The organism is Streptomyces sp. NBC_00483, assembly GCF_036013745.1.
In the GTDB taxonomy this organism is placed as follows: domain Bacteria; phylum Actinomycetota; class Actinomycetes; order Streptomycetales; family Streptomycetaceae; genus Streptomyces.
On sequence record NZ_CP107880.1, the window covers coordinates 8258795 to 8285578 of the forward strand.

At 70.2% G+C, this 26784-nt stretch carries 30 protein-coding genes and 1 pseudogene; 27 read left to right on the forward strand and 4 right to left on the reverse strand.

The genetic code is table 11. The features are described 5' to 3' along the window. The first annotated feature begins 423 nt into the window (after positions 1-423). From OHA73_RS36820 to OHA73_RS36875, 12 genes are all read left to right on the forward strand, one after another. On the forward strand, positions 424-993 hold the full coding sequence (locus OHA73_RS36820; protein ID WP_266722549.1) for a hypothetical protein: 570 nt from the start codon (positions 424-426) through the stop codon (positions 991-993). A 264-nt stretch (positions 994-1257) separates the two neighbouring features. Continuing rightward, positions 1258-1845, forward strand: coding sequence for an SAF domain-containing protein (locus OHA73_RS36825; RefSeq protein WP_266722551.1), 588 nt, complete (start codon positions 1258-1260; stop codon positions 1843-1845). Then, entirely contained in the window at positions 1845-2660 is an 816-nt protein-coding gene (locus OHA73_RS36830) for a MinD/ParA family ATP-binding protein (protein ID WP_266722553.1), read from the forward strand. Before OHA73_RS36825 ends, OHA73_RS36830 begins: the two co-directional genes overlap by 1 nt. A gap of 50 nt (positions 2661-2710) precedes the next feature. Further along, positions 2711-4000: a CpaF family protein gene (locus OHA73_RS36835; RefSeq protein WP_266725650.1), complete on the forward strand. Its 1290-nt coding sequence runs from the start codon at positions 2711-2713 to the stop codon at positions 3998-4000. After that, positions 3997-4875: a type II secretion system F family protein gene (locus tag OHA73_RS36840; protein ID WP_267068372.1), complete on the forward strand. Its 879-nt coding sequence runs from the start codon at positions 3997-3999 to the stop codon at positions 4873-4875. The genes OHA73_RS36835 and OHA73_RS36840 overlap by 4 nt, the downstream gene beginning before the upstream one ends. Next, the gene (locus tag OHA73_RS36845; RefSeq protein WP_266722557.1) at positions 4872-5774 is read left to right on the forward strand and encodes a type II secretion system F family protein; all 903 of its coding nucleotides are present in this window, start codon (positions 4872-4874) and stop codon (positions 5772-5774) included. The genes OHA73_RS36840 and OHA73_RS36845 overlap by 4 nt, the downstream gene beginning before the upstream one ends. 66 nt (positions 5775-5840) lie before the next feature. Then, positions 5841-6038 (forward strand): hypothetical protein, encoded by a 198-nt coding sequence (locus OHA73_RS36850; RefSeq protein ID WP_266722559.1) that lies wholly within the window; start codon positions 5841-5843, stop codon positions 6036-6038. A gap of 100 nt (positions 6039-6138) precedes the next feature. Further along, on the forward strand, positions 6139-6498 hold the full coding sequence (locus OHA73_RS36855) for a TadE/TadG family type IV pilus assembly protein (protein ID WP_266722561.1): 360 nt from the start codon (positions 6139-6141) through the stop codon (positions 6496-6498). A gap of 4 nt (positions 6499-6502) precedes the next feature. After that, positions 6503-6937, forward strand: a complete 435-nt coding sequence (locus OHA73_RS36860; RefSeq protein WP_266722563.1) for a TadE/TadG family type IV pilus assembly protein — start codon at positions 6503-6505, stop codon at positions 6935-6937. Next, positions 6934-7407, forward strand: a complete 474-nt coding sequence (locus OHA73_RS36865; protein WP_266722565.1) for a TadE/TadG family type IV pilus assembly protein — start codon at positions 6934-6936, stop codon at positions 7405-7407. Before OHA73_RS36860 ends, OHA73_RS36865 begins: the two co-directional genes overlap by 4 nt. Beyond that, positions 7404-10145: a BTAD domain-containing putative transcriptional regulator gene (locus OHA73_RS36870; RefSeq protein ID WP_266722567.1), complete on the forward strand. Its 2742-nt coding sequence runs from the start codon at positions 7404-7406 to the stop codon at positions 10143-10145. The genes OHA73_RS36865 and OHA73_RS36870 overlap by 4 nt, the downstream gene beginning before the upstream one ends. A 436-nt stretch (positions 10146-10581) precedes the next feature. Then, a complete protein-coding gene (locus OHA73_RS36875) occupies positions 10582-11571 on the forward strand; it encodes an ArsR/SmtB family transcription factor (protein WP_266722569.1) in 990 nt (329 codons plus the stop codon). Positions 11572-11606: 35 nt separating this feature from the next. Here OHA73_RS36875 and OHA73_RS36880 read toward each other — a convergent pair whose 3' ends face one another. Continuing rightward, a complete protein-coding gene (locus OHA73_RS36880; RefSeq protein ID WP_266722571.1) occupies positions 11607-12059 on the reverse strand; it encodes a VOC family protein in 453 nt (150 codons plus the stop codon). 350 nt (positions 12060-12409) lie between these two features. On the opposite strand from OHA73_RS36880, the pseudogene OHA73_RS36885 reads away from it, so the two are divergent. The 4 genes and pseudogenes from OHA73_RS36885 to OHA73_RS36900 all read left to right on the forward strand — a co-directional run. Beyond that, a pseudogene (locus OHA73_RS36885) lies at positions 12410-12679 on the forward strand (transposase); the annotation flags it as partial. Between the two features lie 223 nt (positions 12680-12902). Further along, positions 12903-13079, forward strand: coding sequence for a hypothetical protein (locus OHA73_RS36890; RefSeq protein ID WP_327657275.1), 177 nt, complete (start codon positions 12903-12905; stop codon positions 13077-13079). Then, positions 13072-13263, forward strand: coding sequence for a hypothetical protein (locus OHA73_RS36895; RefSeq protein WP_266722575.1), 192 nt, complete (start codon positions 13072-13074; stop codon positions 13261-13263). The genes OHA73_RS36890 and OHA73_RS36895 overlap by 8 nt, the downstream gene beginning before the upstream one ends. Beyond that, positions 13260-13610 carry a hypothetical protein gene (locus tag OHA73_RS36900; protein ID WP_266722577.1) on the forward strand — a complete coding sequence of 117 codons (351 nt, stop codon included), beginning with the start codon at positions 13260-13262 and terminating at the stop codon, positions 13608-13610. The genes OHA73_RS36895 and OHA73_RS36900 overlap by 4 nt, the downstream gene beginning before the upstream one ends. Positions 13611-13710: 100 nt before the next feature. Here the strand turns inward: OHA73_RS36900 and OHA73_RS36905 are convergent, their stop codons facing one another. Beyond that, on the reverse strand, positions 13711-14436 hold the full coding sequence (locus OHA73_RS36905; RefSeq protein WP_267068371.1) for a transporter substrate-binding domain-containing protein: 726 nt from the start codon (positions 14434-14436) through the stop codon (positions 13711-13713). A 1137-nt stretch (positions 14437-15573) separates the two neighbouring features. On the opposite strand from OHA73_RS36905, the gene OHA73_RS36910 reads away from it, so the two are divergent. The 6 genes from OHA73_RS36910 (at position 15574) to OHA73_RS36935 (ending at position 21776) form a co-directional block, all read left to right on the forward strand. Continuing rightward, positions 15574-15867, forward strand: a complete 294-nt coding sequence (locus tag OHA73_RS36910) for a hypothetical protein (RefSeq protein ID WP_327657276.1) — start codon at positions 15574-15576, stop codon at positions 15865-15867. A 331-nt stretch (positions 15868-16198) separates the two neighbouring features. After that, positions 16199-17266, forward strand: coding sequence for an AAA family ATPase (locus OHA73_RS36915; RefSeq protein WP_403723221.1), 1068 nt, complete (start codon positions 16199-16201; stop codon positions 17264-17266). An 86-nt stretch (positions 17267-17352) separates the two neighbouring features. Next, positions 17353-19185 (forward strand): hypothetical protein, encoded by a 1833-nt coding sequence (locus OHA73_RS36920; RefSeq protein WP_327657277.1) that lies wholly within the window; start codon positions 17353-17355, stop codon positions 19183-19185. Positions 19186-19502: 317 nt separating this feature from the next. Beyond that, positions 19503-20702, forward strand: a complete 1200-nt coding sequence (locus OHA73_RS36925; protein ID WP_443063055.1) for an IS110 family transposase — start codon at positions 19503-19505, stop codon at positions 20700-20702. A gap of 62 nt (positions 20703-20764) precedes the next feature. Then, positions 20765-21238, forward strand: a complete 474-nt coding sequence (locus tag OHA73_RS36930; RefSeq protein ID WP_327657278.1) for a hypothetical protein — start codon at positions 20765-20767, stop codon at positions 21236-21238. Between the two features lie 121 nt (positions 21239-21359). Then, on the forward strand, positions 21360-21776 hold the full coding sequence (locus tag OHA73_RS36935; RefSeq protein WP_266722587.1) for a hypothetical protein: 417 nt from the start codon (positions 21360-21362) through the stop codon (positions 21774-21776). A gap of 542 nt (positions 21777-22318) precedes the next feature. On the opposite strand, the gene OHA73_RS36940 is transcribed toward OHA73_RS36935, so the two are convergent. Beyond that, positions 22319-22468, reverse strand: coding sequence for a hypothetical protein (locus tag OHA73_RS36940; protein ID WP_266722589.1), 150 nt, complete (start codon positions 22466-22468; stop codon positions 22319-22321). Here OHA73_RS36940 and OHA73_RS36945 point away from each other — a divergent pair. Then, positions 22463-22804, forward strand: coding sequence for a hypothetical protein (locus OHA73_RS36945; protein ID WP_266722591.1), 342 nt, complete (start codon positions 22463-22465; stop codon positions 22802-22804). The two genes, OHA73_RS36940 and OHA73_RS36945, sit on opposite strands and share 6 nt — an antisense overlap. Positions 22805-22861: 57 nt before the next feature. Continuing rightward, complete coding sequence (locus OHA73_RS36950) at positions 22862-23512, forward strand: prepilin peptidase (protein ID WP_266722593.1); 651 nt, start codon at positions 22862-22864, stop codon at positions 23510-23512. 60 nt (positions 23513-23572) lie between these two features. Here the strand turns inward: OHA73_RS36950 and OHA73_RS36955 are convergent, their stop codons facing one another. After that, on the reverse strand, positions 23573-24202 hold the full coding sequence (locus OHA73_RS36955; protein ID WP_327657279.1) for an SMI1/KNR4 family protein: 630 nt from the start codon (positions 24200-24202) through the stop codon (positions 23573-23575). A 528-nt stretch (positions 24203-24730) separates the two neighbouring features. Here OHA73_RS36955 and OHA73_RS36960 point away from each other — a divergent pair. The 3 genes from OHA73_RS36960 (at position 24731) to OHA73_RS36970 (ending at position 26694) form a co-directional block, all read left to right on the forward strand. Then, the gene (locus OHA73_RS36960) at positions 24731-25498 is read left to right on the forward strand and encodes a hypothetical protein (protein WP_266722597.1); all 768 of its coding nucleotides are present in this window, start codon (positions 24731-24733) and stop codon (positions 25496-25498) included. A gap of 243 nt (positions 25499-25741) precedes the next feature. Continuing rightward, entirely contained in the window at positions 25742-26239 is a 498-nt protein-coding gene (locus OHA73_RS36965) for a MarR family winged helix-turn-helix transcriptional regulator (RefSeq protein WP_266722599.1), read from the forward strand. Continuing rightward, positions 26236-26694: a MarR family transcriptional regulator gene (locus OHA73_RS36970; protein WP_266722601.1), complete on the forward strand. Its 459-nt coding sequence runs from the start codon at positions 26236-26238 to the stop codon at positions 26692-26694. The genes OHA73_RS36965 and OHA73_RS36970 overlap by 4 nt, the downstream gene beginning before the upstream one ends. Positions 26695-26784 lie beyond the last annotated feature (90 nt).

A 26784-nucleotide genomic window follows, 5' to 3' on the forward strand; every position in this document is an offset into this window, starting at 1 on the left:
CTGGAAAGTCTCGGAACTTACGTGGCGGGGCGTGGGCACGTGTTGATCTGGAACGCGGCATCAAAATCGACGCGAACTCTACGGGTCTGTGTGGTGGGCGTACTCATCGTCGTCGGCTGTGCAGGGGTCTCTTGGGCGGGTGGAGATGGCAGCACAGACTTCCTCGCACCGACGGTAGGGATGGAGTGCGCGTCGCCGCGGTGCGACATGGCCGCGAAGACGGAGGGAAGGCGGGGCGCTCCTCCATCGCGCAACCAACGGGGCAGCAGTCGCGGTAGTGGCGCGGCTCGGCATGCGGGAGACGGCGGCAACGCGGGCACGGGTGGGAATTCGCCTGGTGGCGGTGGAAGTGCGATGGCGCCCGATGGGCCGCCGACGGTCGATTCCACGGGTTGTGAGTACTTGGTGGAAGGAGGGCTGTGCGTGTTGCCGCTGTTCGGGGCCGAGGACGCGGACGCCGAGCTGGCGGGCAAGGGTGGCGGAGAGAAGGGCGGCGGGGAGAAGATTCCCGTGGAGGTGGTTGCGCGGCAGGCGGTCGGCGAGTTGGTGATGCCGGAGCCGGTGATCCGGACGAGTCCGGATGAGAAGCGGGCGCAGCTGGTGCGGGTGCCGACGTGGTTGTGGATCGACAAGGGTGTGTGGGAGCCGGTCTCGAAGACGGTGAAGGTGCCGGGGGTTTCGGTGACGGCGACCGCGACACCTGTCGAGACGATATGGGAGACGGGGGACGGGGCGTCCGTGGTGTGCGAGGGGCCGGGGACGCCGTACGCGAAGAAGTTCGCGGCCGATGCGTCGTCGCCGGACTGTGGTCACACCTATCGAAGGTCGTCGGCGGGCCAGCCGGACGACGCCTACACGCTGACGGCCACGATCGTGTGGGACGTGCACTGGCACGGCGGCGGTCAGCAGGGTGCGGTGCCCGGGCTGCAGACGCAGGCTGAGGTGCCGTTGCGGGTAGCCGAGGCCCAGGCGCTGGTCACGGACGGGGCCTGAGCGGGGCGGGACGCGGCGACAGCCGCCGGTTCGTGCGCCGGGCGTGGCCCGGGCGGCGAGAAGCAGGGCCCGTTCTGAGGGCCTGAGAGCCAGTCAATTCTTGATCATGTGGGGTGCGTTGTGGGTACTTCCTTGTCTTCTTCCGGGTCGGTGAACGGGGCCGGAGATGTGTGGGCTCGGCTTCGGTCGCAGTCGCGCGGTGGGCGGGCGGCGCCGCCGGGTGGGGATCCGGTTCGGGTGCGTTCGCGGGTGAGGCCGGGGCTGGTGGCGGTCGCGGTGGCCGGGATGCTGGCGTGCGGGGCGGTGTTTGCGTGGATTCTCTCCACGTCGGGCGAGCGGGCTGCGGTGTTGTCTGTGGTGCGGCCGGTGGCGGCGGGTGAGGTGATTCGGGCGGACGATCTGGGGGTGGTCCGGCTGGGGTTCGATGACGCCTCGCAGGTGGTTCCGGCAGGACAGCGGGGCGCGGTGGTGGGGCGGCGGGCGGTGCTTCCGCTGGCGGCCGGGACGTTGCTGGGGCCGGGGCAGGCGGGGCGTGCGGCGGCGTTTCCGCCGAGTGGCAAGGCGCAGATCGTGGTGGCGGTGGAGGCGGAGATGCTTCCCGACGGGTTGAGTGCCGGGCAGCGGGTCGCGCTGGTACCGGGAGTGCCGCCTGGTGGCCGCGTCGCGGAAGAGGAGGAGAAGCAGGCGGCGGACCCGCTGGTGGGGGTGGTGAACGCGGTCAGTCGCCCGCAGGCGGCCTCGGACAAGGGGGCGGTCACGGTGCTGGTGGATTCGGCGGCGGTGCGGGACGCGGCGCGGATCACCGATCCGCGGATCGCGGTGCTCGGTCCTGCCGTGACGGAGGTGCCGTGATGCGCAGACTCGTCGCGGTGGGGTCACTGAGCGGGGCGCCGGGGGTGACGGCATTGACACTGTCGCTGGCCGCCGCGTGGCCGACAGCGCAGGGAGGGGCGCAGCCGGTGGTGGTCGAGGCCGACGTGTCGGGTGGTGATCTCGCGACACGGTTCGGACTTCCTGAGAATGAGGGCTTGTTGATGCTCGCGGCCGGGGCGCGGCGGGACTCGGTCGGCAAGGAGTTGGAGGCCTGCGTGCTTCAGGCGCCCGGCGGGCTGCGGGTGGTGGTGGCGCCGTCGGGTGCGGAGCAGGCCGCGTCGTGTGTCGCGGAGATCGCCTCGTGCCTGCATGCGCTGCGGGGCGGTGAGACGGACGAAGGCGTGGTGCTGCTCGATCTGGGGCGGCTGACGGAGGGGCCCTCGCGTCACCTGGCGCGGGCCGCGGACCGGCTGGTGATCGTGTGCCGGGGGCGGGCCGAACCGCTGGTGCATGTCGCGGTGCGCGGGGAGTGGCTGGCCGAAGTCCCTGCGGAGCTGGTCGTGATGGGCCCCTGTTCGTACCCCCAGGTGGAGATCGCCGAGGCGTTGAAGGTGCGTCGTGAGCGGGTGCATCTGCTGGGCTGGGACGCGCGGGTGGCAGCTGCCCTGGACGGACGGGGGCGGGTGGGGCGCAGACGGTGGCGGCGCTCGCCGCTGACCGCCGGGGCGCGCGCACTGGCGGCGCGCCTGGTGGGCGCGGACGAGGGCGTGGCGGGGAAGGTCGGGGGTGAGCTGGCGCAGCTCGCCGGCCGTGCCTGGCCCAGCACTGCGTCGGCTGTGAGGGAGGAGCGGTGAGGCGGCAGGAGGCGTTGAGCGTGGTGGATGAGCAGGTCGCCGTCGAGGCGATGCGGGAGTCGGTGGGTCGCTCCCTGGCCGGGTTCGCGCATACGCGCACGGAGTCCGGGCTGCCCGTGCAGAACACCGCCGAACGGCGCTCGCTGGCCCGGCGGCTCCTGGGCGACGAGCTGACCGCCTACAACCAGACCCGCCTCACCTCGGGGCGCACCGTACTGGATGACGGTGCGCGCGAGCGGATCGAACGCGCGGTGATGGAGGCGCTGTTCGGGCTGGGTCCGCTGGAGGAGCTGCTGGCCGACGAGCAGGTGGAGAACATTCAGATCAACGGCGCGGACCAGGTCTTCGTCCGCTACGCGGATGGCCGTGAGGAGCGGCGGGGCGCGGTGGCCGCCTCCGATGCGGAACTCGTCGACCTGGTGCGCCAGATCGCGGCCCGGGCGGGGCTGGAGGAGCGCCGTTTCGACCGGGGCTCCCCGGCGCTGAACGTGGCGCTGCCGGACGGCTCCCGCATGTTCGCGGTGATGGGTGTCTCGCACCGGGTGGGGCTGACGATCCGCAAGCACCGCTACAAGCAGGTCACCATGAAGGATCTGGTCGCCCGCCTTGAGGTGTGTGACGAGGCGATGGCCGACTTCCTGACGGCCGCCGTGCGGGACCGGAAGAACATCATGATCGGCGGTGGCACGAACGTCGGCAAGACCACCGTCGCCCGGGCGTTGATCTCCGCGATCCCGCCGGGGGAGCGTCTGGTCACCATCGAGGACACCTTCGAGCTCGGCCTGCACGAGAACCTGGAGGCTCACCCGAATGTGATGGCGCTGCAGGCCCGAGAGGCGAACCTGGAAGGTCAAGGCGCCATCGACCAGGCGGACTTGGTGCGCTGTGGGCTGCGCATGTCGCCGGACCGGGTCATCGTCGGCGAGGTCCGTGGCTCCGAGATGGTCCCGATGTGCAACGCGATGTCGCAGGGCAACGACGGATCTCTGTCCACCATCCACGCCTCCACCTCGGCGGGGGTGTTCACCAAGCTCGCCGCGTACGCGGCGCAGTCGCCCGAGCGGCTGTCGCTGGAGGCCACCAACCTGCTGATCGCCTCCGCGCTGCACTTCGTGGTGCACCTGGGCTGGGACCGCGCCGGCCGTCGCACGATCGACTCGGTGCGCGAGGTCGTCGGAGCAGATGGCGGCCAGGTCATCTCCAACGAGATCTACCGGCCGGGCCCCGACGGCCGCGCCGTGGCCGGCGCGCCGCTGCGTACCGAAACCCTGGACGGCCTGGTCAACGCGGGACTCGATGTCGCGCTGCTGCGCAGTGAGAGGTGGAGGAGCGCCGGATGATGACGACACGAATGCTGTGGGGCCTGGCTCTGGGCATCGGATTCGCCTGCTCCATGGGCCTGTTCGCCTACGGACTGCGCGCACCGGCCGCGCGGAGCACCGCATCATGGCGCGGGCGGCTTCCGGCCTCGCTGAGCGGGCGCCGGCTGCTGTTCGCCGGCGCGGGCGCACTCGCCGTCGCCCTGCTCACCGGCTGGCCGGTCGGCGGACTGCTCGCCCTGGTCGGGGCGTTGACGCTGCCGCGGCTGCTGGGCGGGGACAGGCAGGCAGGAGCCCGCACCGAGGTACTGGAGGCCCTGGCCACCTGGGCGGAGATGCTGCGCGACACCCTGTCGGCCGCGGCCGGCCTGGAGCAGGCGATCCTCGCCACCGTGCCCGTCGCCCCACCCGCACTGAAGGAACCGGCCGAGGCGATGGCAGCGCGGATCAACGACGGGCAGTCGCTCGGGGACGCGCTGCGCGCCTTCGCCGACGACATCGATGACCCGGTCGCCGACATGGTCGTCGCGGCCCTGGCCATGGCCGCCGAACGCCAGGCACGCCAACTCGCGCCGCTGCTCGGTACGTTGGCACTCGCGACACGGGAACAGGTGACCATGCGGCTGCGGACCGAAGCCGGCCGGACCCGGGTACGTACCTCGGTACGCGTCATCACCGTCACCACCCTCGGCATGGCGGGCGGCCTGGTCGTCTTCAACCGGCCCTACCTGCAGCCGTACGGAACGACCGTGGGGCAGCTGGTGCTCGCCGTGATCGGGACGCTGTTCGGCCTGGGCCTGTGGTGGCTGGCGAAGACCGCGGCACTGCCGCAGGAACCGCGAGTCCTCAAAGCCGCCACCGCGGCCGGAACGGGCGGGGAGGTGAACGGCCGGTGACCGGCATCCTGCTCGGCATCGGCTTCGGCGCCTTCATGGCCCTGGCCGTCTACGGCCTGCATCCACCGCGGCCGTCCCTGGCACAGCGAGTGGCCGCGCTTCGCCAACCGCTGCCCGTACCCCTGCCGTCCATGGCCAGGGCGGGAGGACGGGGTGGCTGGGCGGCGCGCGCCGGACGCGGTGCCGTCCCCGCACTCACAGCGATCGGCCTGCCCGGCAGCTCCCTTGGACGGGATCTGCGGCTCGCGGAGGTGGAGGCGGAGCACTTCCTGGCGGAGAAGGCCGCGGCCGGACTCGTCGGCGTGATCGCGCCCGGAGCGGCGATGGCGGCCTTGTGGGCACTCACCGGGACGGGTCCCGGCTGGCAGGCTTCCGCCGCGGGATCTCTGGCGGTCGGCGCCGTGCTGTTCTTCACCCCGGACCTGGGCGTACGCGCGACCGCGCGGCGGCGCCGCGACGAACTGCGGCACACGCTGTCGGTCTTCCTCAACCTCACCGTCGTCGCCCTGGCCGGCGGCGCCGGAGTGCACCAGGCCCTGGGGGATGCCGGCGCCTCCGTGCACGGCTGGGCCGCCGCCCAACTGCGGCGCGCACTGACCGCCGCCGAGGTCTCCCGCACCAACGTCTGGCACGAGATCGGCGAACTCGGCCGCCACAGCGACGTACGCGAACTCACCGAACTCGCCGCGACGGTCTCCCTCGCGGGCAGTGAAGGAGCCAAGATCCGGGCCTCGTTGGAGGCGAAGGCGAGCGCGATGCGCACCCGCCGCCTCACCGAGAACGACGGCGCCGCACAGGCCGCGACGGAACGGATGTCACTGCCGGTCGTCGTCCTGTTCACCGCGTTTCTGATCTTCATCGGGTTCCCGGCGATGCACAAAGTCCTCGCCGGCTTCTGACACCCGTACGACCCGCAACACTCCCCGGGCCCTCACGGCCCACGGGGACACATCAGGAGGTTCGTCATGCAGATGCACACCATCCCCGCCACGGCCCGGCGCTGGGGCCACTGGATCAAAGAGAAGAACAAGAAGGGCGGAGACGCCGGGATGACCACCGAAGCCGTCATCGTCATCGCCCTGATGGCCATCCTGGCCATGACCGTCGTCGGGATCATCGCGGCGAAGGTCACCGCCAAGGCCAACGGAATCGACCTTGGATAGCTGGCCACGAGCCCGAACCCGAAGCTGGGCCCGGGCATCGGCTCGGATTCGGGGCCGGTTCCGGTCGCTGTCCGGCGGGGCGGCGGCCGACCGGGGCTCGGTGACCACCGAACTGGTGGTGGCCATGCCGCTGTTGGCGACGCTGCTGTTGCTGATCGTGCAGTTCGCGCTGGCCGCGCACGCCCAGCACATCGCTCAGACGGCCGCCTCGCGCGCCCTGGCAGCCGCCCGCGCCGAGGACTCGACCGCCGCCGCGGGCAGCGCGCGGGCCTCGTCCACCCTCGAACTGCTGGGCGGAAGGGTGCTGCAGCATCCGGCCGTGGACGTGCGGCGCGGCGCCGCACAGGTCACCGTGAGCGTGCACGGCGGCGTGGCCGCCGTCGTACCGGGCCTCGATCTGCAGGTGACAGGGCATGCGGCCGGGCCGGTCGAACGCTGGTCGTCACCGGCGGGGGAGTGAGCGAATGCGTCGACGCCGACTGTCCGCCGTAGCGGCGCGGGCACGCGACGAGCGGGGCTCGGTCTCCACCGAACTCGTCCTGCTCACACCGCTGTTGATTCTCATCCTGCTCATCGCCGTCGACTTCGGACGGCTCGCCGGAGCCCGCCTCGATGCAGACGAAGCCGCCCACCAGGCCGCCCGCGCCGCCTCCCTGGCCCGATCCGGACCGCAAGGGAACACCGAGGCGCAGTCGGCCGCAACGGCCAGCCTCAACGGAGCCGGCTCGTCCTGCCGCAACCCGCACATCGCCGCGATCACCGGCGGCTTCCAGCCCGGCAGCGTGGTGACGGTACGCGTCACCTGCCACGTCGACCCGGACACCCCCGGTCTGCCGGACCACACCATCGCCGCACGGGCCACCTCCGTCGTCGATCTCTACCGAGGAGTACGCGGATGAGGCGGCACCACAAGCGGCAGGTACGGATGCCAGCGGCGATGCGGGCTGATGACGGACAGATCACCGCGATGGTGGTGGTCATGGCCGCGGCACTGATCCTGTTCGCCGGGCTCGTCATCGACGGCGGACTTGCCCTCGCGGGCAAGGTGCGGGCCGCCGACACCGCACAGGAAGCGGCCCGCTCCGCCTGCCAGATGGTCGACCTCGACCACCTGCGCGCCACCCAGGAAATGCGTCTGGACACGGGCCCGGCACGCACCGCCGCACTGGCCCGGGCCACGGCGGCCGGGGACAGCGCCCGGGTCCGCGTCACCGGCGACCAGGCCACCGTCTCCGTCACACACCACCAGCCCACCCAAGTCCTCTCCCTGGTCGGCATCGGCACCCTCACCACACACGCCCAGGCCACCGCCCGCATCGAACGCGGCACCACCACACCCTGGGACGAGGCCGACGGAGGGACACCGTGACCCGCACGTCCCGCGAGATCACAACACCCCACGGACGGCGGACACTTCGGGGCGCGGCTGTCGTCATCGTGCGGCTGCTGGTGAGCGCCGCCGCCCTGACGATTGCCGTGGCCGGCATCCCGTACGCGCTGCTCCTGAGCGTCGGCGCACCCTGGCCCGAACAAGTCCACTCGCTGGACGACCTCGCCGGTCACCTGGGCCAGCCCGTCAGCGACACCTTCATCCTGCACCTGCTGGCCTACACCGCCTGGACGTTCTGGGCCTACGCCATGGCCATCCTGGCCCGCGAGACACTTGGTGTGGTGCGCCACTTCCCAGAGCTCGTACGGGAAACGGGTGCGCTGCGCCTTCACGCAGCAGCCCTGCCGGCCCACCGGGCCGCCGCCGCGCTGCTGGTCGGCACTCTGCTGCTGGCGCTCGTCGGACTGTGGCGCCTGCCCACCGCCCACGCGGCCACCACCACTGGCGGCCCGCTCCCACTGCAACGAGTCGTGGCCACGGCGCCACAGCACCCAGCGGCACCATCCGCCCAGGAGGGCGAGCGCCACCGCGGCGAGCCGAAAGTACCCGCGTACGTGCAATACACCGTGGAACCCGGAGACACCCTGTGGGACATCGCGGCCGCGCACCTGGGCGACCCGGTCAAGTGGCCACGGATCTACCAACTCAGCTGCACCATCCGCCAGTCGAACGGGGAACTACTCTCCGACCCCGACCTCATCAGACCAGGCTGGGAGCTACGCATCCCAGCCGCCCACGACCGCACACCACCGCACGAACCGGACGGCCCGAAGCCCGACAGGCCCGCGCCGAAGCCGGAACCGGCTCCAACCCCTTCAACGCCCCCGTCACCGGAGACGGCCACACCGCACCAACAGGCAGCACCACCGACGAAACCTGCACGACACCCTGAGCAGCGGCCGGAATCCGACACACGTGCCAGTGCGCAGCGGCCAGTGACCATCGGCGTCGGCGGCGCCTCCTTCATCGGCATCACCACCGCGGCCGGCATCACCGCAGCCCTCGCCTTCGCACGCCGCCGCGCGGCCCGACACCGCGAACCCACCCTCGGCCACGACGAAGTGACGAGCGAACCGGCCCTCGACACTGCCGTCCAACGCGCCCACCACGGCACCCTGTCCGCGCGATCCGCTCGCCACGACACGGATGACGATCTGCCCCGCATGCCGCAGCCCGCTGAGCCCCTGCCTGCGGGCACGGTCTCCATCGCCGAATGTGCTGGCCGCGAGGTGTTGGTCGACGCCCTGTCCGTCCCCGGCGGAGTGCACCTCACCGGCCCGGGCGCCGAGGACGCCACCCGGGCTCTGACGATCGCCATCGCCACCGCCGCTCAACGCCTACGGCCCGGGCTGGCCGCCGTACGACTCCTCATCCCTGCCGCGACACTTGCCCGGCTCCTGCCTGCCGGCCCGCGAGGCTTCGCCGCGGGGTGGAGCGTCACCGACGACTTCGGCACCGCGGTCGATGCCGCCGAACACGCTCTCCTGGAACACGCGCGCCACGAACAGGGCGTATCGGGAAGTGAGTTGGTCCATGACGAGGCCACCGCCTCGGCTATGTCCGTCTTCCTGGCCGACGTCACAGCCCTCGGCAACGAGCAGGGTCCACGACTGGCAGCGCTCGCGGCGCGCGCCGCCCCGGGGCGCCTGGCGGTCCTCACCCTCGGCAGCGCTTCTCGCACATCCACGGCGGTACATGTCCAGGAAGACGGATCCGCCCACGGAGACATTCCGGCACTGTCCAGCGCGACCCTGTTCACCCTCGCACCCACCCCGGCTGCCGAACTGCTCACCACACTGCTCGCCGCCCACGGACAACAGGTCCAGGCAGCCGACACCGATCCGCCGGCCCCCGCCCAGAACGCGCCGCCCGCTACGACGAAGGCGCCCAGGCCATCGGCCGCACCCACAGTGCAGGACAACACCCTCCAAGGCCGACAAGAGCCAGACACTACGAGCCGCCCCGTTCACCTGCGCCTCTTCGGAGGATTCGCCCTCACGATCCGCGGTGAAGAATGCGTCCTGGCCGACGCGCGAAAAGAAGGAACCCGCGAATACCTCTCCCTGCTCGCCGCCCACCCGGGCGGACTGCACGCCGAGGAAATCGCCGACAAGATGAACCTCAGCGGCAGCCCGGAGGAGAGAAACCCGCGGATCGCCAACCTGCGCCGCGCCGCCCGCCGCCTCCTGCGGGACGCCACCGGCACCAAAAGCCCGGCCTTTGTTGTCCTGAGCGGGGATCGTCAGCGTCTTGACCCGCAGTTGGTCGCCACGGACACCTCGGCCTTCATCGACGCGCTGCGGCAAGCGGCAGCCGAGACGACGACGTACGCACGCGCCGACGCCCTGCGCCGCGCGGCCGAGACCTACCGCGGTCCGCTGTGCGACGGCGCCGATTACCTGTGGGTCGAGGGCCCACGCCTGGCTTTGCACCGGCAGGCCGTGGACGCGCTGATGCTCCTCGCCGACCACATGGCGCAGCACTCCGCCGACCCCGAACCGGCGCTCGCCCTCCTCAACCAGGCCGCCGACTTCGACCCCACCAACGAGCGCGTCTACCGGCGCATCATCAAACTTCAGCGCGCCGTCGGCCGCGACGACGCGGCCCACCGCACGCTCGCGCTCCTCACCCACCGCCTCGCAGACATCGACGAGCACCCCGAGCCAGCCACCACCGCACTACTGCACGACGCCCCACAGGCGACGGTCGCCCGATAGGTGTGGCCTCCCTAACGGGTACGCTTCGGGACCCTGACCCACCACGCCACCAGTTGACCCATACCGAGGGCAAGACCGACCTACGTTGGTGTTCCCGGTGCTGGATTTTCGCTGGTTGTGGTGTTCTTCAGGTGGGTCTGTCGGACGCTGATTGGTCTTGAGCCCGTTCGTCGGCGCGTCCGGACCGGACATGCGGGTAGTCGTCGAGGGCCTGATGCCAGGCGGATGTCCGCGGCACTGACGATCTGGATTTTCGGATCTGTAGGGCGGTACGGGCCCTGGCATCGGCGCCCGGCTTGCCTCGTCGGACGCTACGGGTGGACTTGGACGTAGCGGCTGTTCGCCGCGGCAAGTTCAGCGCTTCGAGCCGCGCGTCGCTGCACGGAGCCGGGCCGCGCTCGATCGGCTGAGTCGTGTCGGCGGTAGCCTGCTCGACGTGCCGCAGAAGTATGTCGAGTTCCGCCTTGCTTCGGAGGACATCTCCACCGTCCGATTCGGCATGTCGCCAGGGCATGAGATCGTCCACGCGGTGCGGACCCTCAGCCGACCGCAGGAGCAGCCGCTGCAGTGGGGATGGCTGCGCGCCGTTCGCGACGATGTCCCGCGGGAGTCCCTCGAGTTGCTGCGCCTCGTCGTGGGCGAAACCGGGTACGCACCCGATCTGTTCACGTCGGCCGCGTCGTGGGATCTCACGCCTGCGGACGAGATCGAGCGGCTGCGACAGGCGCCGCTCGAGCCGATCTCGGTCGACCTGCGCAAGCGCGCGGTCCGCAGCGCCGGCGTCGCGCGGGCCGCGCTCGAGAGGATGGCGGCCGATCCCGCGAGGATCCGCGCCATGATCGTGCGCCACGTCGAGGCGCTCTGGGAGGCCGCACTCGCGCCCTACTGGGCGCAGATCGAACGCATCCTTCACGCGGACATCGGCTCTCGGGTGCGACGGATGACCGCGGACGGTCTGGCCGGGATGGCGGCCGATCTCGGCGAAGCCGTCGAGTGGAGCGCCGACACCGGCTTCGACACCGTGCGCGTGCGGATGGAACGACACGAGGAGATCGTCGACTGCCAGGGGCGGGGCCTCGTGCTCGTGCCGTCGTTCTTCGGGCGCCACTGCGCGGTGCTCACGGAGCCGCCCGCGCAGCCGACGCTGTTCTACCCCGCGCTCGGTGTGTCCGAGGTGTGGCATCGTGCCGATTCGACGGACGCGCTGGCGGGCCTGCTCGGGGAGAGCCGCGCCGCGGTGCTCGTCGCGCTCGGCGCGCCGCTGTCCACGACGGAGACAGCAGGAGAGGCCGGCATCGCGGCTTCCACCGCATCCCACCACCTCGATGCCCTGCGCGCCGCCGGGCTCATCGCGTCCCGGCGTGCCGGGCGGCGCGTGCTGCACGCGCGCACGCCGCTCGGCGATGCGCTCGTCCACCGCGTCTGACGCGGCGGACGAGCGCATCCGGGGCCGGCGCCGGGTCACCGACCGGGAACGAGGTCCGGTCCCGCGCCGTGCTCGGCGACGTACGCCTCCGGACCCTGCTCGCTGGCCTGGGGCTCCATGTAGAGGAACTCGATGACGTTGCCGTCCGGGTCCTCGAGGGAGCGCCCGTACATGAACCCGTGGTCCTGCGCGGCGCGCGGCTCACGGCCGCCCGCGGTGACACCGGCGTCGACGGTCCTGTCGACGTGGTCCCGCGAGTCGCGCGAGAACGACAGCAGCACCTGGGCGACCGTGTGCGGGTCGGCGATCTGCTTGTCGGTGAACTGCGAGAAGTGCCCGTGGGTGAGCACCATGAAGCTCGTGTTCTCGTCCCAGACGACACACGCGGCGTTCTCGTCGGTGAACATCGGGTTGATGGCGCACCCGAGCGCCGTGTAGAAGGCCTTGCTGCGCTCGAGGTCGGTTGTGGTGATGTTGACGAAGATCATGAGGTCTCCTCATATCGCATGGACGGGTCCTGCGGTTGCTGAGCTCAGCCTGGCGCCAGGGTCGTGGGCATCCAATCGATTCGACGTGGGTCGAAAGGTCATGGTGCCGGGTGTGTTAATCGCGAGCGTCGACCGGGATTGCTGGCCGCCGCGAAGGCGGGCGGCAGGTCGGCCGGCAGAACCGACCGCCTCAGTGGAGGGCGCCCGCCGCCATCGCATGAAACGGTCGCCCGGCCGAGCCGCGAAGCTGCCGGTGGGCGGCACGCCGGCTGCTGGTTCGATGACCGCCGACCGGGGCGTTTCCACTGCTGTGTGGGCCGCGCCGCCGTTCCGCTTCAACATGTAGCGGGTTGGTTACGGCAAGCCTGAACGTCCACAAAGCCGCCGACCTGCGAAAGTTCGCCCGAGGCCGGGAGTGGCTGACCATCTACGACCTCCCGCCCTACGCACCCGACCTCAACCCCGTTGAAGGGATCTGGTCACTGCTGCGACCAGACTGGCTCTCCAGCGTCGCCTTCAGCACAACCGAACACCTCATCCAGCGCATCCGACGCGGCTTACGGCACATCCAGTACCGCAGCGACCTCATAGACGGCTGCCTTGCCGAGACCGGTCTGACCACCCGATCCAGCGGATTCGGTACCGACACCGCCGTGGTCATGCCGTGGTGGTTGTGGGCCCTCGTGGGGGCTGTCTTCGGCGTGCTGCTTGTGGCCATCGTCAAGAACATCCGTGACGCGGGCCGGCTGGCGAAGGCGAACCGATGAAGCTGCGCCTGAAGTACCGGCTGAAGTTGATGGGGCGCATCCGGACCCGCCGAAGCAGCTCAAGGTCCGAGAGATTGTGGTCTACCTCGCCCTCGCCGTCGTCATCTACGGCGCCATGGGGCTCATCATTGGCGACTGGCAGATGGCGATCGTCCTGGGGATCAGTGTCACCGGGTCTCAGGTCATCTACCAGTGGTGGTGGTGCCGCACCGGCCAGCCCGAGTACGAAGACGTGGACGGTGAAGATGAGTAGGTACCTGCGCCGCCTCGTGCGAATAGTCCTCGCTGTGGTCGGCCTCTTCGCCGTCTGCTGGGTCGGCCGCGCCCTGGGGGACGGGGATACCGGCATCCAAGCGGTGATCACCGCCCTCGCCCTCCAAGCCGTTCACCACTTCCGTGCCTGGCGCGCCGAACGGCCGGAAGGTCGAAGACGATGATCAATACGGTGCTCGTCCGGAGCATGTACGCGCTGTTCTTCGGCGGCATGTTCGCCTACGTCGCTCAGGGCCTCTTCCATGACGGTTGGGTGTCGGCGGCTTTCGGTGCCGTCACCGTCGCCGTCTGCGCTGTCTGGAACCTGCGCCGTGCCACGGTGCAGCGCGACCGGCGCCTCGGCCGCACCGGCACATGTATCAGTCGGTTCCTGCTCACCCGTACCGGCCTGGTGGTCGTCCTCGTCGTACTGGCGCTGTGTGCGGCGCTCGTCATCGCGGTCGGCGACGACGACTGCCCCTCGATGGACTCCGCTGGTAAGTGCCGCATGCCCCGGCACATGAACTGGTAGCCGCACAGGCAAGAGCCGTGGGCGGGGTACATGGGACGGCGTCACTGAGCCCACGGCGCAGACCCCAAGTGGCGCAGGGTGGCGTGGCTTCCAGGCTCCGTCAAACTGCGGTGGGGGCAGCGAGCGTCGGGTCTTGGCCGGAGTGGCGCAGCGCCTTGGAGACGAAACCGGACGCCACCAGCTCGGTCACGAGCTCGTTGAGGAACCGTGTGGTCTTCGGGCTTCGCCCCCTTGTGGTGCCCACGGCCTGCCGGATCGTCATGAACGCGGGCTCCAGCAGACGCAGTTCGGCCGTCTGGGAAACGTGCACGGTCAGTGGTTGGCGGATGCCGGCCGCTACGTCCAGGTCCTCGGCATGGAAGATGTCGACCCCCTCGTCACCGCGTACCACGGTGGCGTGGTGCAGGGTGCGACTCAGGTAGAGGTCGTACGCGGACCCCTTCTTGACGCCGATGCGTACTCCGTCGCGGTCGACGTCGGCGGCAGAGGTGAATGCTGCGTCCACTGGTGCCGCGTACACCCCCTCGATGTGCACGTACGGCGTGCTGAATGCGACGTCCTTCTCGCGGTCTGGATCGACGGCCAGGAAGCACAGGTCGGCGTGACCCTCGGACATCGCGGCGTATGACTTGCGGGCCGCATCGAAGCAGTTGAACTGCACGGGCAGTTCCAGACGTGCGGCAACCTCGCGGGCGAGCTCGACAGTGACTCCGGACGGCTCGTCTGGAGTGCCCTGGGCGAGGACTGGATTGCCGAGGTTGATGGAGGCGCGCAGCACCCCGGTGGGGGCGAGGTCGCGGGCAATCTCTGCATCTGTGGGCGTCATGCTCCGAGCCTAGGCGGCAGTTGCTCGATCGTTCGAGGTCGAAGGTTCAAGGGTCGGTAAGGAAGATCGCGTCTGCGTTCCGCATGAGTGCGCCTTGTTGAAGCCCTTGAGGGCCCGGCTCAGCCCACCGCTCAATCCGGGTTCCCGTCCCTTCCGCCGTCGACCTACACGTATGTGGAGCGGGCGTGGTTCATGGCGTCCAGCCAATAGGCGGGTGGGACGCCGCCGGTGCCCGCCGGGCTCCAGGGTCAGATGTCGTGGCAAACACCGGTGAAGGGCTCGTCTTCGCGCCGGCCCGACGCCGGGGTGCTGGGTGCTCCTGGCTTGATTGAGTTCGGATCAGTGGACCTTGCAGGCCCGTCGAGAGTCGAAGTCCTGCAGTACGTCGAGTCCCTCGTCCTTCCATGGGGCTCGAACCCGGCGTCCTGCTTGCACAGGAGCACCCTGCGGGGCACGTACCGGCTGGTCACGGCCCGGTCTGCCATGGCGGGCCGGGCCAGCCTGCATATCGGTGGATGAACCTGTCCCGATCTACTCCCCACACCCCTCCGCCTCTCGCTTCGTGTCTCACTTTCCGCTCACTTCCCCTGCAGCTTCCGCTCCACCTCCTCTCCCTTCCTCTTCCCCCTTCCCCTTCTCCTCTCTTCCTCCTCCTTCCTCTTCTCCTCCTGTACCGGCCGGCCCCCAGGAGGTCTGGGAGGCCTGGAGGCGGCACGAGGCGGAGCCGCAGGTGCCGCCGTGCCGGGCCGCCGTGCCGGGCCGCCGTGCCGGGCCGCCGTGCCGGGCCGCCGTGCCGGGCCGCCGTGCCGGGCCGCCGTGCCGGGCCGCCGTGCCGGGCCGGTTGGTTCGGACGTGTGCTCGAATTGCGGGTTTGCCGGCGCCCGCAGGCCGCCTGGCAATCGGTCGCCCCGCGTGCCGCGCACGACGCAAAGCGTCGCCGCTTCCCGAATTCCCCGGAATTCCGGTCGTGAATTCACGAGAATTCCAGCATTATCAAGCCGGAATCCCGCTTCAGGTCGGCCCCGAGTCGAGCTATATTTAAATTGTTCCCGAAAAGGCGGGAACGGGAAATGCGAAAGCGGCCCGGCGGGGGAATTTCCGAACGGGTGGCCGAATTCAGAAAAAGGGGTGATTCGGTTGGACGGGCGGAAAGTGAACGCGGTCGAGCTGCGGCAGGCGGACGCGTTGCACTGGATCGAGTTCGAAACGCTGGTGTGCCAGGACGCCTGGGAGGAGCTCGGGTTCGGCAGGTTCGGTGAACCGGTCACGTTCGCCGGGACGTTGATGGAGGTCGAGAACGGCCACACGATGGGGCGGGCCTGGTCCCGGATCCGGGTGAGCGTCACCGCCCCCAACACCCGCCGCAAGACCGACATCGAGTCGGTGCTCGGCGCGCACGTCACGGTCACGCTGACCGACCTCGACGGCTGACATTTAGGCCCGGCACGGGCCCGCCGCACACCCGGCGGGCCCACCCGGCCCCAGCCGTTCGACCGCCGCCCGAGCGCGGCACCCCCCTGAGTCAGACCCTGCACCGAGACCGCATCAGGCCGGTGCCACGGCACCCCCATGCCCGAACCGGCCGCCACCGCGACGGTGCGGCGGGTGGCAGGACCCCCCACCGAATTTCTCCTTTACCCAGTGAGAGGAAGGCTTCGCCATGGCCACACCCACCCCGCCGCCGTCGCCTCAACCCGCCCCGCCCGCCGCCCTGTTGCCCGCCGCTCCGGGTAAGGCCCGCCCCGGTGAACTACGGGCCCGGGTGGCCGCGATCCTGGCCGTGAGCCCGCAGGGCCGTTACACGGTCACCGAGCTGGCCAAGCAGTTGGGGCATTCCGGGGGAGCGGTCGGCAACGCCTGCGAGACGCTGGTCACCCGGGGCGAGGCCGAACGGGTCGGCCACAAACCCCGTACCTACCAGGCCACTTCGACCACCGGGGCCGCCGCCCAGCCGACCTCCAGCACCACCCCACCCTCGGCGGCGGTGCCCCGCCCGCGCCCCGCACCCGCCACCGCACCTGCGTCGGGCGGGCGCCCGGCCCCGATCACCCGCCCGAACGGGCAGACGTATCACCCCCGGGCGCTGGAGAACCTGCCCGATGTCGAGGCCCTGCAGCGTCTGCGCGAGGCGAGCGTCCCGGTGTTGTTGTACGGGCCGCCGGGCACGGGCAAGACCTCCCTGATCGAGGCGGCCTTCCCCGACCTGATCACGGTGGCGGGCGATGGGGACACCACGGTCGGTGACCTGGTCGGCGAGTACACCCAAACCGAGGCGGGCGGCTACGAGTTCATCTACGGCCCCCTGGTGACCGCGATGACCGAGGGCCGCGCCCTCCTCCTGGACGACGCCACCCTCATCTCCCCGAAGGTCCTGGCCGCCCTCTACCCGGCCCTGGACGGGCGCCGCCAGATCCAGGTCAAGGCGCACAAGGGCGAGACGATCGAGGCGGCCGACGGCTTCTACGTGATCGCCGGACACAACCCCGGCGTGCACGGCGCGGTCCTCACCGAGGCGCTCGCCTCACGGTTCAGCATGCAGATCCAGGTGGCCTCCGACTACGACCTCGCCAAAGCCCTGAAGATCAACCCGGTGGCGGTGCGGATCGCCCGCAACATCGCCACCCGGCAGGCGGGCGGCGAACTCGGCTGGGCCCCGCAACTACGCGAACTGATCGCCTTCCAGAAGATCGCCGACGTACTCGGCGCGGATGTCGCCTTCGCCAACCTGGTCGGCATCGCACCCCCGGAGGACCGGGACACGGTCGCCGAGATCGTCACCAAGGCCATCGGCCGCCCCATCACCGCCCTCGCCCTAGGCCGCCAACTCTGATCGCCCCCGGCCGGGCCGGGCACCCCTCACACCGCCCGGCCCCTGCGCACCCCGAACTCGCCTCCCCTGGAAGGGAATGACACACCATGACTGGATCGACGACGCTTCTGAACAGTCACCTCCAGCACACCCCGCCCGCCGTGACCGCCGACGAACTGGCTAGCGCCTGCTGGGAGGACGACGGCGGCCCCGCCGCCCTGCCCCGGCGCGGCCCGCAGGCCGGGCACTGGCTGCGGATCTCGGCCGCGCTGACCGAGCGGCTGCCCGAACTCGCCGACCGCGACGACGTGATCGTCACCTGCGAACCGGGCACCCGCTCCGGCGCCCCGGCCGCCTTCATGCCCACCCTGGCCGCCCTGGAGATCGACGCCGCCCTCTTCGCCCCGCACCCCGCACACACCATCGACCCCCTCGAACCCGGCGACGAGGAGAACTACCCGGCCGCCTGGGGTGCCTTCGTCCACGAGGCCGCCCACGCCGCCCACTCCCACTGGTCCACCCCACCCGAACTGCGCGGCACCGCCCTGGACGCTGCCTCCGCCCTGCTGGAGGAATCCCGCGCCGAGGCCGCCCACCTCAGGCGCCGCCCGCATGACCGACGCTGGCTGCGCGCCGCCGTCCACGCCCTGATCCTGGATGAGTTCACCACCCAGGCCCCGGCCGCAGGTGATGTGTGGCAGGCCGCGCACGCCGCTGGTCTCCTCCTCGCCCGCCGCGACGCAGGCATCCTCGATGAGGCGGAGACCGACCCGGTCGCCCACCTCCTCACCGCCCGCCTCGGCCGCGACCTCCTGGCCACCCTCGCCGACATCTGGAGTGCCGCACACACTACGGCCGACGACGACGAACAGGCGATGCTCGCCCACGGCCGCGCCTGGTGTGATGCCCTCACCGCCGACCCCGACCGGCCCGCCCCCACCCCACCATTGCAAGCTGCCCCGGACACCGAACTCGCCGAAGCGATCAGCCAGTCCGTCGACGCCGTACACGCCACCGAACACGCCGCCACCCAGGCCCGTGAGCAGGCGAGCGCCGCCCAGCGCGCCCGCACCCAAGCCCGCACGTCCCAGGCCGAACACGCCCGCACCTCGGCCGCGTTGGCCAAGAAGATCTTCGCCCCCGGCGCCCGCCCCTTCGACCCGCACGACCCCGACGGGCCCGCCTGGTCCCCGCTGCGCGGCACCCGCACCCCCACCACCCAAGAGAAGGCGGCAGCAGGGCGTCTGGCCCGGGGCCTGCGGGCCGCTTCCTACCGTGAACGCACCCAGACGACGGTGGCCTCGCAGGCCCCGCCGGGACGGCTGAACATGCGTCAGGCCCTGGCCCGCGATGCCCAGCGGGCGGCCGGGGCCACCCCGACCGCGACCCCGTTCACCCGCACCGTGCACCACCACACCCCCACCCCGCCGCTGCGGGTCGGCATCGCGGTCGACGTCTCCGGCTCCATGGGCGAGGCCGAAGGACCGATCGCCTCGGCCGCCTGGATCGTGGCCCGCGCCACCTCCCTGAGCGACCCCGACTCACGCGCCGCGACCATCGCCTACGACTGCTGCCTGACCGCGATCACCGCACCCGGCCGCAACCCCGCCCAGGTGCCCCGCTTCCACGCGAACGGCTTCGGCCACAACCTCGCCGAAGCCCTCGACGCCCTGGACGCCGCCCTCGGCCTCAGCCGCCCCGGCGCCGGACGCCTGGTGGTCATCGCCTCCGACGGCGCCTACGCCGAAGACGAACACACCGCCGCCACCACCCGCATCCAGGCCCTGCGCGCCAGCGGCTGCGCGGCCCTGTGGCTCGCCTTCGAACCCGACCCCACCCCCTGCCCCGGCACCACCCTCCTCCAACTCACCGACCCCGCCCAAGCCGCCGCCCAGATCAGTGCTGCCGCCCAGGCCGCCCTCGCCACCACCCACACCTGATCCACCCCGCCGCCCGGCGGGACACACCCCGCGCCCCGCCGGGCCCGATCCCCCGTTATGTTTTCCGCGGTCCTGCAAGAGGGCCGCTGGCCTCCGGGCCCGGCATGGCTGTTCCCCCCTGTCGAAGTCGATGACCTGGGGGGTGGTGCCACCGGGCCCGAGAGGCGCCGTTGGAGACGCTGATGAGAGGCCCGACCACCGCCCCGCCGAGCGCAACGCCCGGCCATACACGGGTGGCAGGTCTGCATAACGTGGATGCGCGCACGACGCCAACGCCCAGGCCAGCACACACGAGATCCGTTCGGGAGGACGGCTTGATGGACCACGACGAGATAGGTGTCTTCCTGGGCCTGGACGTCGGCAAGAGCCACCACCACGGCCACGGACTTACCCCGGCCGGCAAGAAGGTCTTCGACAAGCAACTGCCCAACACCGAACCGAAATTGCGGGACGTCTTTGACAAGCTGAAGACCAAGTTCGGCACCGTCCTGGTCATCGTGGACCAGCCCGCCTCGATCGGCGCCCTGCCCCTGACGGTGGCCCGGGACACCGGCTGCAAGGTCGCCTACCTGCCCGGCCTGTCGATGCGGCGGATCGCCGACCTCTACCCCGGTGAGGCCAAGACCGACGCCCGCGACGCCGCGGTCATCGCGGACGCTGCCCGCACCATGCCGCACACCCTGCGCTCGCTAGAGCTGACCGACGAGATCACCGCCGAACTGACGGTGCTGGTCGGCTTCGACCAGGACCTCGCCGCCGAGGCCACCCGCACCAGCAACCGGATCCGCGGCCTGCTCACCCAGTTCCACCCGTCCTTGGAACGAGTCCTCGGCCCTCGCCTCGACCACCAGGCGGTCACCTGGCTGCTGGAACGCTACGGATCGCCTGCCGCGCTGCGGAAAGCCGGACGCCGCAAGCTCGTTGAGGTGATCCGGCCCAAGGCCCCGCGCATGGCGACGCGGCTGATCGACGACGTCTTCGACGCCCTCGATGAACAGACCGTCGTCGTTCCGGGCACCGGCACCCTGGACATCGTGATCCCGTCGCTGGCCCGCTCGCTCGGCGCCGTTCACGAACAACGCCGGGCCACGGAAGCCCAGATCAGCGCCCTGCTGGAGGCCCACCCTCTTTCGAAGGTCCTGACGTCGCTGCCCGGCGTCGGCGTCAGGACCGCCGCCACCTTGCTGGTCACCGTCGGCGACGGCACCGGCTTTCCCACCTCCGCCCACCTCGCCTCCTACGCCGGCCTCGCGCCGACCACGAAGGCATCGGGCACCTCGATCCACGGCGAACACGCGCCCAGGGGCGGCAACCGCGTCCTCAAACGCGCGATGTTCCTCTCCGCGTTCGCCGCCCTGCACGACCCCGCCTCCCGCGCCTACTACGACAAATGCCGGGCCCGAGGAAAGACCCACACCCAAGCCCTCCTCCGCCTCGCCAGACAACGCATCAACGTGCTCTTCGCAATGCTCCGCGACGGCACCTTCTACGAACCCCGAACGCCTCGCCTCGCTTGACGAAGGACATAGAGGCACCCCCCCCACTTCACAACCGCACCGCACCGAACGGAGAGCCCGACATGACCAGCATCGCCGAACGCGCCCAGGCCGCCGCCGTCTACATCCGCCACCACACCGCCCTCAGCCCGCACGGCCAGTACCAGGGCCGCGAGCATGCCCGCACCGCCGTCCGCCTCGCCGCCGCCCTCGGCCTGCCCCTCGACCAGATCACCACCACCCCCGACCACCTGCGCCGCCGCACAACGATCGGCGAGCCGGTCCTCGCGACCGCCGCCTGCCCCGAGTCCGGCGACACGTACACCTTCCTGGCCCGCTTCCCCCTGTACGACGAGGACGCCTTCGAACTCCTCGGCCCCTGCCCCGAATGCGCCGCCCCGGTACCCCTCGCCGAGATCCGCCACCTCGCCGACCTCGGCACCCACCTCACCCGCACCCTCACCCGCGAAGACTGCGACCGCCAGAACGCCCTGCCACCCACTTTCGACGACGACCCCGCACACACCGACACCTGCCGCTTCGGCGCCTGCACCTGACACACCCCCACGGCGGGCGCGGCACCCACACACCGCGCCCGCCACCGGGACCCGCGAACACACCACACCAACTTCGACCACCCACACATCGCCCCGCCAGAAAACAAGGAGAGACACCACCATGCGCATCACCGACCGCGACATCCTCACCATGATCCTCAACACCACGGCCACCGACTCCGCAACGGACTGGCACCTCATCGGCGACACCCTCTACGCCCCGGGTTCCCCGACGAATCCCCAACTCGTCATCAGCGCCGCGATCCTGCGGACCGACCGCACCAACACCGCCTTCGCCCTCACGCTCCACGTCCTGCACCACGAACACGGCGAACTGGACCGCACCCGCCTCGACTTCGACCAGGACGGCGACCCCTTCGAGATCGTCATCCTCAACCACACCAACGGCACCGCCCGACCAGGGTCGAGGCTGGCCACCTGGTGGCAGCAGGCTGAGGCATACGTACACCTGTGGCAGCACACCCCAGGAACGCCGCCCAGCCCGGCTAGCGGCCCCGCGAGTGAGTTCGCGCGCTGAACGTTCCGTGCAGGGCTGGTCGTGCCCACCCAGCCCTGGGCCACCGCACCAATGACCGCCAGCCCGCCCTCACCCCACGCACACGCCCGCACGCGCAACTCGTCACGGCCGAAGGGAGGGGCCCGGCAGTCGCCTACCTCAACGCTCCGTCCCCAGGGCCTGCCCGCCGAGGGGCCCTGCGGGCTGCGCGGCGAAGGCCGACGCCACGTCGCGGTTCGCCTCGTGATGTCGCGGCCATAAGACCGTCAACCGCGAGGCCTTCGGCTGAAGTCGGGAGCCTCCCGCTGGAGCCGTTGGGATCACCCGATGTGGTGGTCGTGCTGACGGCTGCGGTCGGCGGCCGGGTGACGTGGACACAATCGCAGTGAGTCCTCCCTCCGCGGTGTTCTCGTCCCGCCGGGGCCGCACATGAAGGACAGGAAGGAGCAGACAACTGAACCTGCGTACCACCCCGCCAGCGCATCCAGGAAGCGAACCTGCGTCGGCGTCCGCGCCTTCGCCGACGCCGAGCGTGCCGACTCCCTGGCCATGCCACGCCGACATCACTGCTGCGCACGGAGGCCGGGATGACGCGCTCCGCCGTTCACCGACCGTACCGACGCGACGTTCATCGACTGCTCCTCGCGGCCCGCGACCGTCTCCGGGCAGGGGAAGACGATGACCGCGTAAGCCTCGCCGCTGTCCTGGTGCAAGCTGCTGACAGTTTCGATGACGCCGACCCACTGCAGGCGCCGGCGTCGTGGATCGTCCGTGAGGCGGCGGCCCTCCTGTTGCGGCATGCGGATCCCGACGGGCCGACGCGGCTGACGGACCCGGACCTGCTGTGCCATCTCTCAGTCTTGGACGGCCTCGCTGTAAAGGCGCTCGTGCCGCTGCTCGACGACGTGACCACCACGCTTTCAGTGCGCCCGGTCATCGAACTGGCCCTGCCGGAACCATCTCAGAGAGACGCGACGGAACAGGGCTACGTGGAGCGCGGCGAGTCCGACCCTGACCGGTCGGGGGTGCAGCGTGGACGAGCAGGGTGAAGCGTCGGTAATCGGCCTGCGGTGCACCTCGCCGGTGACTGGGAAGCGGAGGTCGGCATGCTCGTGATCCTGGCAGGCGTGTACAGCCTCATCGCCGGGCTAGCGGTGCCCAGGGCGGTGGACTTCGCCACCGGCGGATCCAGCTCTGCGCAGTCGCCTGCACGGCGGGGGCCGGGCTATGGCCTGGGGAGCGGCGCGGTGTTGTGCGGGGTGTGTGCCAGTACGGCGTACACGGTCGGCTGGCGCCCGGAGTTGGTGCTCTGGCTGGTGGTCGCTTGGCTACTCGTCGTGCTGGCGTGCGTCGATCTGGCGGTGCGCAGGCTGCCCGACGTGATCACGTTGCCGTTGGCGGCCCTGGTCGTTGCCGGCCTCGCGCTGGCCTCCCAACTCCCGCGGACTGGTGGCTCGTTCGGTGCCGCCATACTGGGCGGTGCCCTGTTGGTGGGCAGCTACTTCCTGCTGTTTCTGGCCGTGCCGGACGGGATCGGGTTCGGTGATGTGAAGACCGCGCTGACGACCGGCGCCATCGCGGGCTGGTATGGCTGGCACCCCTTCGTGGTCGGGGCGTTGACGGCGCCACTGCTGGGTGTGGGGTACGTGCTGGTGGTGCGGATGCGCCGTGCCGCCCAGGGCGCGGTGGCGTTCGCGTATGGCCCGTTCCTGGCCCTCGGGGCGTGGGTCGCGGTGCTGGTCGGGGCGGTCAGATAGTCGGTGATTGTCACGCGCACTACGCGGTAGCGCCGGTTCGTGGGCTTTGCCCCGCATGTCTCACCTGGCAAGCGGCCGCCACAATGCCCGCTCATCAGGATCAGTGGGTGTACCCCACGTCAGCGCTCCGTCGATCAACCCTGGCTTCGCGCCGGTGGCCAAGGACGGCACTTCGAAGATGTCGGCCATCTCCTCCAAGTAGCACGACAGTGACTCGAACTCCACAGCCCGCTCGGCGTACTTGCTCCACGACCACAGCTTCCCGGTTTCCGCATCCAGACAGAGGCCGAAGAGGCGATCTGTGTCTGAGCAGAACGGGACCCACGAAGCGCGCCACAGCAGAAACTCCTCACCTGGCTCACTGCGACGGTTATTCAACTCGTCCTCATGCTGCTGCATCTCCAGCATGCTCCGGTACTTTCGGATCACCGAATCGAACTTCATCGGCGCCCAGTTACCCAACAAGAACCGCACCCACGGGCCGGGCAGCACTCCCGGACAGTGGCGCCACAAGGCCCTGAGCCCCGCCGGGATACGCACGCCCAGTTCCTGCTGCAGGGCATCGATCTCTGCATCGGACGCTCCGGGAAGGAGCTTGTCCGTGGTCGCCGGAGCGTGCTGATGCAGCCACGACTGACTGGATACGGCGCCAGGCGTCAGCGACCTGGCGTTCCTCCATGGCTTGCGCATGCTGTATGTCATCACTCACGACCGACACGCTACCCAGCCATTAGCAGCGACACCGATCAATCAGGACGTGTGCACCCAGGAGTTCGTTGGTCGGGTGCGTGGAGTTCCCGGCCGGTGCGGGTTCGAGATCGATGCTCTCGTTGTGGGGCGCGGGGCCCTCAACTGTCGATTCGTGGGTCGTGACCCGGGCAGTGTCCTTGTCGGCCGCCACGAGTTGGGTGATCACCAGCACCCGGATCCGTCGACTGTGACCAGTAGCAACATCGTGGCTTGAAGAGGTGCGGGCATTCTTGCGTCTCAGGGCAGGGGCAGAAACGGCCGACTCCGGGGCCACTTGGAGTGGCCTCGCTGTGTGCTGTTGCTGCGGCGCCGGCTCACTTGGCTGCCTCGATCCGCTTGGTGACGTGCGCCTGTCGGTCGATTCCTGGGAGGTGCGGAAGGGGCCGGCGGTACGCTCGATGCCCGCGTTCCCGACCTGGTCGGCGGCGCGGACGGGGGACGGCCGGCGAGCACTCAGGGAGCGGTGCGGTGGATGTACTGACGTTGGTGTCCGCGTTCGTGGCGCTGGTCGGCGCTGCCACGACGGCGGTGCTCGGCTACTGGACGCAGCGACGCCTGCGTCTTGTCGAACAGCGGAACCTGATGGACTCCTATGGGGCCTCGCTGGCCTGGGCCGCATACGATCTGCAGTCCAGGTTGTACAACATCCTGCGCGGCCATGAGACCGATCGCTCGCAGGGCCCGCATCACGGATTCGTGAGCTCCTTTCATGTGCAAGGCACGCCGAAGCAGCGGGAGTTTGTGCGCCGGAGCACTGTGTTCGTGCTCGCCGAGTACCTGGGGTGGGTGGAGATTCTCCGGCAGGACATCCAGTTCCTCGACCTCGGACAGTCACGGGCCAATCGGAACGCCGTAGAGATCATCTCGTCCATCAGCACAGCTCTGAACCGAACTGTTTCTGCGGGCGACGACATACTGCGTCTCTGGCGCGCCGAGCAACGGGCCATCGGAGAACTGATGGTGCATTCGCATGGAGAGCCAGGCCGTCGCAAGTGCCTGGGCTACGCCGAGTTCTGCGAGAAGCTCGAGGGTGATGACGTGTTCCGCCGGTGGTTCACTCCGCTCCTCGAGGACATCGACCGGCTCGCTGAGGACACCGCGCAGGCTGCACCCCGTCTCGCGGAGCTCCAGCAGAAACTCATCAACCTCATCGACGTGCTGGATCCGAAGGCAGAGCGATTCCCGCAGTTTCGTCAGCGGACCAGCGCGGACCTGAGTGCCGGAAGGGGCGCCTGAAATGCTTGCTCCAGGAGCCCGGTGCGGCCCCGGCCTGCCGGAGCTTCTGTTTGTCCTAGTCGGTCACTTTGTGTGAGCGGGCTCGGTCGCAACGCATCCGAGGTGTCACTGCACTCCTGAGTACATGACGAGGGCGAGGCAGACCCGTTGGAGGTGTTCCGCCGGTGCGTTGCTGCGCTGAGCGCGGCGTCCCGTCCCGGAAAATAGTAGCCATAGACATAGTAGCTGTGTACTCTATTTTGTATGAGCAAGGGTTCATCGCCGGGCCCCACGCCCGGCTACCTGGTATGGCGGCTCGCCAACAAGTGGCGTGTCGCGGTCGATCGCGCGGTGGCTCCGCTGGGTCTCACCCACGCGCAGTACGTACTGGTTGCGTCACTGCACGGCATGCAGCGCACCGGCGGGCGGCCCAGTCAGCGCCAACTCGCCGACCACACCGGCCTGGAGGCGTTGTACGTCTCGAAGCTGGCGCGCGCCCTGGAGTCGGCCGACCTGATCGAGCGCACCCGCGATCCGCGCGACCCACGCGCCGTGCAGCTCGCGCTCACCGGGCAAGGGCAGGCTGTCACGCGGCAGGCCATCACGGTGGTCCAGGAACTGCTTCAGCAGCTACTGGAGCCGCTCGGCGGCCTCGACGCCCCGCGCACGCGCGCGTTCACCGACGAGCTGACGACCCTGCTCGACGCACCTCTCGCTCCAGCCGTACCGAACGACCAGAGCACTCAGAGGAGAACACCATGACCACCACCACATCCATCGCCACCGCGCCCGCTGTCGACGCCCGCGGCCTCGCCCTGGCGCACTATGCCGCCCGCGGCGTACTGGAGCATGTCCTGGCCCGGCACGGCGCCACGTTCCAGCAGCAGGTCACCCTGCGCACCGCCATCACCGCCGCGACCCCGCAGACGCCGGACGACCTCATCACCCAGGTCCAGGGCTCCCTCAAGGCCGATCCGGCCGACATCCGCGCCACCCTCGACGAACTGCTGGCCAAGCAACTGCTCGTCGCCGACGGAGCGCACCTGCGCCCCACGGACGCGGGGCGCGAGCTGCTCGCCGCCACCGGCGCGGAGACCGCCCCCATCTCCGCCCGCATCTGGGGCGGGATCCCCACCGAGGACCTGGCCGCCGCCGGCCGCGTTCTCGCCCGGGTCACAGAGCGCGCCAACGCGGAGCTTGCGGCGCTGACCGCCTGACCTCCCGATCAGCCCTGTAACTGGGCCTGATTACAGGGTGGTTCGATTACGGTCCTTGATCCGGATCATGTAGGCGTGGAGATTCCGGCA

What these genes read in the sequence shown, in the direction of transcription:
- OHA73_RS36830 (WP_266722553.1), top strand. Translation starts at nt 1,845, where the DNA reads ATGCGCAGACTCGTCGCGGTGGGGTCACTGAGCGGGGCGCCGGGGGTG.
- OHA73_RS36835 (WP_266725650.1), top strand. Translation starts at nt 2,711, where the DNA reads ATGCGGGAGTCGGTGGGTCGCTCCCTGGCCGGGTTCGCGCATACGCGC.
- OHA73_RS36840 (WP_267068372.1), top strand. Translation starts at nt 3,997, where the DNA reads ATGATGACGACACGAATGCTGTGGGGCCTGGCTCTGGGCATCGGATTC.
- OHA73_RS36850 (WP_266722559.1), top strand. Translation starts at nt 5,841, where the DNA reads ATGCAGATGCACACCATCCCCGCCACGGCCCGGCGCTGGGGCCACTGG.
- OHA73_RS36860 (WP_266722563.1), top strand. Translation starts at nt 6,503, where the DNA reads ATGCGTCGACGCCGACTGTCCGCCGTAGCGGCGCGGGCACGCGACGAG.
- OHA73_RS36865 (WP_266722565.1), top strand. Translation starts at nt 6,934, where the DNA reads ATGAGGCGGCACCACAAGCGGCAGGTACGGATGCCAGCGGCGATGCGG.
- OHA73_RS36880 (WP_266722571.1), bottom strand. Translation starts at nt 12,059, where the DNA reads ATGATCTTCGTCAACATCACCACAACCGACCTCGAGCGCAGCAAGGCC.
- OHA73_RS36895 (WP_266722575.1), top strand. Translation starts at nt 13,072, where the DNA reads ATGAGTAGGTACCTGCGCCGCCTCGTGCGAATAGTCCTCGCTGTGGTC.
- OHA73_RS36900 (WP_266722577.1), top strand. Translation starts at nt 13,260, where the DNA reads ATGATCAATACGGTGCTCGTCCGGAGCATGTACGCGCTGTTCTTCGGC.
- OHA73_RS36905 (WP_267068371.1), bottom strand. Translation starts at nt 14,436, where the DNA reads ATGACGCCCACAGATGCAGAGATTGCCCGCGACCTCGCCCCCACCGGG.
- OHA73_RS36920 (WP_327657277.1), top strand. Translation starts at nt 17,353, where the DNA reads ATGACTGGATCGACGACGCTTCTGAACAGTCACCTCCAGCACACCCCG.
- OHA73_RS36925 (WP_443063055.1), top strand. Translation starts at nt 19,503, where the DNA reads ATGGACCACGACGAGATAGGTGTCTTCCTGGGCCTGGACGTCGGCAAG.
- OHA73_RS36930 (WP_327657278.1), top strand. Translation starts at nt 20,765, where the DNA reads ATGACCAGCATCGCCGAACGCGCCCAGGCCGCCGCCGTCTACATCCGC.
- OHA73_RS36935 (WP_266722587.1), top strand. Translation starts at nt 21,360, where the DNA reads ATGCGCATCACCGACCGCGACATCCTCACCATGATCCTCAACACCACG.
- OHA73_RS36950 (WP_266722593.1), top strand. Translation starts at nt 22,862, where the DNA reads ATGCTCGTGATCCTGGCAGGCGTGTACAGCCTCATCGCCGGGCTAGCG.
- OHA73_RS36955 (WP_327657279.1), bottom strand. Translation starts at nt 24,202, where the DNA reads ATGCGCAAGCCATGGAGGAACGCCAGGTCGCTGACGCCTGGCGCCGTA.
- OHA73_RS36965 (WP_266722599.1), top strand. Translation starts at nt 25,742, where the DNA reads ATGAGCAAGGGTTCATCGCCGGGCCCCACGCCCGGCTACCTGGTATGG.
- OHA73_RS36970 (WP_266722601.1), top strand. Translation starts at nt 26,236, where the DNA reads ATGACCACCACCACATCCATCGCCACCGCGCCCGCTGTCGACGCCCGC.